Annotated in this window: 1 protein-coding gene and 3 pseudogenes; 2 read left to right on the top strand and 2 right to left on the bottom strand. The window is 41.7% G+C overall.

Going from position 1 to position 3,737, the window contains the following annotated elements:
• Positions 1 to 78 precede the first annotated feature (78 nt).
• A pseudogene (locus ACE01T_RS17300) lies at positions 79 to 1,048 on the bottom strand (ISNCY family transposase); the annotation flags it as partial.
• Here ACE01T_RS17300 and ACE01T_RS17295 point away from each other — a divergent pair.
• A pseudogene (locus tag ACE01T_RS17295) lies at positions 1,048 to 1,677 on the top strand (IS6 family transposase); the annotation flags it as partial. The pseudogenes ACE01T_RS17300 and ACE01T_RS17295 overlap by 1 nt on opposite strands.
• 82 nt (positions 1,678 to 1,759) lie before the next feature.
• Here ACE01T_RS17295 and ACE01T_RS17290 read toward each other — a convergent pair.
• A complete protein-coding gene (locus ACE01T_RS17290; protein ID WP_395519763.1) occupies positions 1,760 to 2,662 on the bottom strand; it encodes a GGDEF domain-containing protein in 903 nt (300 codons plus the stop codon).
• A gap of 138 nt (positions 2,663 to 2,800) precedes the next feature.
• On the opposite strand from ACE01T_RS17290, the pseudogene ACE01T_RS17285 reads away from it, so the two are divergent.
• Positions 2,801 to 3,538 (top strand): annotated as a pseudogene (locus tag ACE01T_RS17285) (IS6 family transposase).
• The last annotated feature ends 199 nt before the right edge of the window (positions 3,539 to 3,737 follow it).

The raw sequence follows: 3,737 nt of genomic DNA, 5'->3' as shown, positions 1-3,737 counted from the left end.
AAGATGAGATGTAACTCATTGAAATGTGTCATCATATTCGTCGTCAGAAAACAAGTATTATGCCATTATTTCAATGAGTTATCTTTTTTTGTCGTGTACAAAGCTGCAAGAGTCAAGAACAGGGTTCAGATTTTGGTGTTGAACTGCTGTTTTCTGTGCACGTCTTCTTGGCATTTTTGAGAATGATTGTGTTTGTTTTGCTATTCCAATTCTTCATGCCGTTGTTGAATATGCGCCAGCACATAATCCAAACGTTTATTCTCAATGATCTCTCGCTGGTTGAGCTTGCTTAACTTATCAAAGATGCTGTAATTGATCTTCCGTCCTTCATACATGATGGCGACAGTACCATCTGGGTATTCTAGAAAATCAAGATATTTACCGATTAGCTTCTGATTTTCTGCTGTATTCTCCAAAAGATATACGCATTTATCATACGTAATGGTCAGGCTATTTGTGACTCTACGGGGTTCACGCCAGGTAAAAATATCATCTAATTCCTCAGCGGTTTCAGTGATATCCCTGTGTAGATCCTTCGGATTAAAAGCCATCTTGACAAATTTACGATTAAATTGCTCGATAAAGCAGGGCAGCCATGCATTTGCTTCGGCAATCGAACAGATGCCTTCTAACCGCATCTCCTTGATCAAGCGATCTTGAAGCGTTCTATTTGCGCGTTCCACACGTCCTTTGGCCTGTGGTGAATTGGCGAAATGATATCGATATTAAGGGTGCTAAGTACGCGTCCAAACTGGGTAAACTTGGTGTCTTTCTTGCTGCTTTGATTCACCCTAAAGACTGAATGTTTGTCGCTGTAAAACGCTAAGGGCTTGCCGTGCTGTTCAACATACAAGCGTGTTGAAATCATATAGTCAAAGGCTGATTCTGATTCACAGAAGCGTAAATGCTGCAATTTGCCTGTGGCATCATCAATAAACACCAGTAAATAGCATTTATGGGTTGGTCCTTCAAACCAGTCATGATGTGAGCCATCAATTTGGATTAGTTCACCATAACAATCTCGGTTATATCTAGGCTGATATGGACGTTAGCTATCGTGAACTTCAGGAAATGCTGGCCGAGCGTGGTGTGAATGTTGATCACACCACGATTTACCGTTGGATTCAACGTTATGCCCCTGAAATAGAAAAACAGTTACGCTGGTATTGGTGTAATCCTACTAATATCAGCCCGTGGCATATTGATGAAACCTATGTAAAAGTGAATGGACGATGGTCTTATCTGTATCGTGCAGTCGATCAACGTGGCTATACCATTGATTTTTACCTTTCTTTTAGACGTAATACCAAATCAGCCTATTGTTTTCTTGAAAAAATTTTAAATAATGTAAAGAAATGGCAAATTCCACAGGTGATCAATACGGATAAAGTACCTACATATGGAAGTGCTTTATCATGGTTAAAACAGGAAGGTAAATGTCCACCAGACCTTGAGCACAGGCAAATTAAGTATAAAAATAACGTGATTGAATGTGATCATGGCAAGCTAAAGCGGATCATCAGGGCCACGTTAGGATTCAAATCCATGAAAACGGCTTATGCCACAATTAAAGGTATTGAAGTTATGCGTGCACTACGTAAAGGACAAGCTTCGTCATTTTATTATGGTCAGCCTCAGGGTGAAGTGTGTCTAATCAACAGGGTTTTTGGTCTTTAAGATTTTTTGAATCGAATATCATCGACTTAGGTCCCTATTTGCAACAGTGCCTATAAATCTGGGCTTGCGAAAACTGATTCCCTCAGGCCGATACAATTCTATCTTTCCCCCCATTTTTGGCTTCATACAAAGCTAGGTCAGCTCGTTTGATAGTGTCTTTGTATGAACAATCTTCCGGCACTATAGTTGTCACACCCATGCTCGCTGTGACAACCGCACTGTCCACTGAAAACTGGCTTAACTCTTTTCTGGAACGGTCATGTATACGCTTTGCAAACTGAATTGCCTGCTCATGCCCAGTATTGGGCAAGATGACCACAAACTCATCACCACCCAAGCGGCAGGCACAATCACTCTTTCGGAGTGTTGAGCGAAGAATGTTGGCTACTGCCCGGATCGCCTCATCGCCCACGTGATGCCCCTTACTGTCGTTGATTTCTTTTAGGTTATCAAGATCGAATATCAAGATGGAAGTCGGCACTGAATATCGTACGTATGACTCGTAGTGTAGCGTCAAATCATGCTCCAGTTTTCTTCGGTTGAAAAGGCCAGTTAGCTGATCGGTATCGCCTAGTTCTCTCAGTCTGATTTCTAGGTCGTGTCGCTCTGAAATATTACTTGCGACCCAGAGCACTACCTCTTCGTCGTCCACAGAAAAACTCAGGGCCTGGATGCGCCCTTCGAACCAAATCGGTTTTTCAGGACCATGATCGGGTAGACCTTTCACATCCCTGTTGCTCAATTCGTACTCTTCGATGAGTAGTTTTCCAGATTCCAGCGCCCGGCCAATCTGTTCAAGAAACCAGTTGGCCTTATCAGGCTTGATCAAATCTGAAATATACAGACCAACGAGACCGGAACCATCGTGATAATAGCGCTTATCACGACCACCAAACACCGCAACGTATTTTCCTGTTCGGGACAGGATAAAGGCAGGGTCTGGCAAAGTATCAAGAATTATAGCCATCTGCTCAACGTTGATCATGACGCACTTCTTCTGCCTGATTTACAATAAGTGACACATTAGTCAAATAAAAATATAAATGCACGGATTTTTTTTTGTCACTGTTTCAAATAACCATGAATGGTAAGCTGAAGACTGTTTTAGCTAAAGGTGCAGCACATGAATCCTTTCCATGGTCGGCATTTTCAGGGTGAGATCATCCTTTGGGCTGTTGGCTGATATTGTAAATATAGCATCAGCTATCGTGAACTTCAGGAAATGCTGGCCGAATGTGGCGTCAATGTCGATCACACTACGATTTATCGTTGAGTTCAGCGCTACGCCCCTGAAATAGAAAAACGGTTACGTTGGTACTGGCGTAATCCTACTGATCTCAGTCCATGGCATATTGATGAAACCTATGTGAAAGTGAACAGCCGATGGGCTTATTTGTATCGGGCCGTTGATCTCCGTGGTCATACTATCGATTTTCACCTTTCAACCAGACGCAATAATACCAAAGCGGCCTATCAGTTTCTCGAAAAAATTCTGAACAACGTGAAGCAATCGAAAATTCCACTATTGATTAACACAGATAAGGCCCCCACATATGGACATGCTTTATGATTGCTGAAACATTAAGGTAAATGTCCACCCACCCTTGAGCACAGGCAGATTAAATATCACAATAACTTGATTGAATGCGATCACCGTAAGTTAAAGCGCATCATGCGTGCCACGCTGGGGTTTAAATCCATGAAAACAGCTTACGCCACCATTAAGGGAATTGAGGTCATGCGTGCACTACGTAAAGGACAAGCTTCGTCATTTTATTATGGTCAGCCTCAGGGAAAAGTGTGTCTAATCAACAGGGTTTCCGGTCTAAATATGAATAAAATTATGATTTTACATAAATAAGATGAGTTTTTGTTATGCCTATATTTTCAGCACAAATTATTGATAAAAAACAATTTTAGCAAAAGCTTTTTTCAATACAGCTCAACAACTCAATCTGTAAGCGTCCGCTGAATCCCATACCAATTTTTAATTCGATTCAGGTTTCCAGCAGTGCGGCAGCAATTCTTCAATTTGGGTCACTTTGTGTGTCGGCAGCTTT

Origin of the sequence: Acinetobacter uliginosus, from assembly GCF_044130295.1 — a bacterium.
Lineage (GTDB): Bacteria > Pseudomonadota > Gammaproteobacteria > Pseudomonadales > Moraxellaceae > Acinetobacter.
Note: the sequence above shows the minus strand (reverse complement) of the source record. Positions and strands in the feature narration are given on the sequence as shown.

What these genes read in the sequence shown, in the direction of transcription:
- ACE01T_RS17290 (WP_395519763.1), bottom strand. Translation starts at nt 2,662, where the DNA reads ATGATCAACGTTGAGCAGATGGCTATAATTCTTGATACTTTGCCAGAC.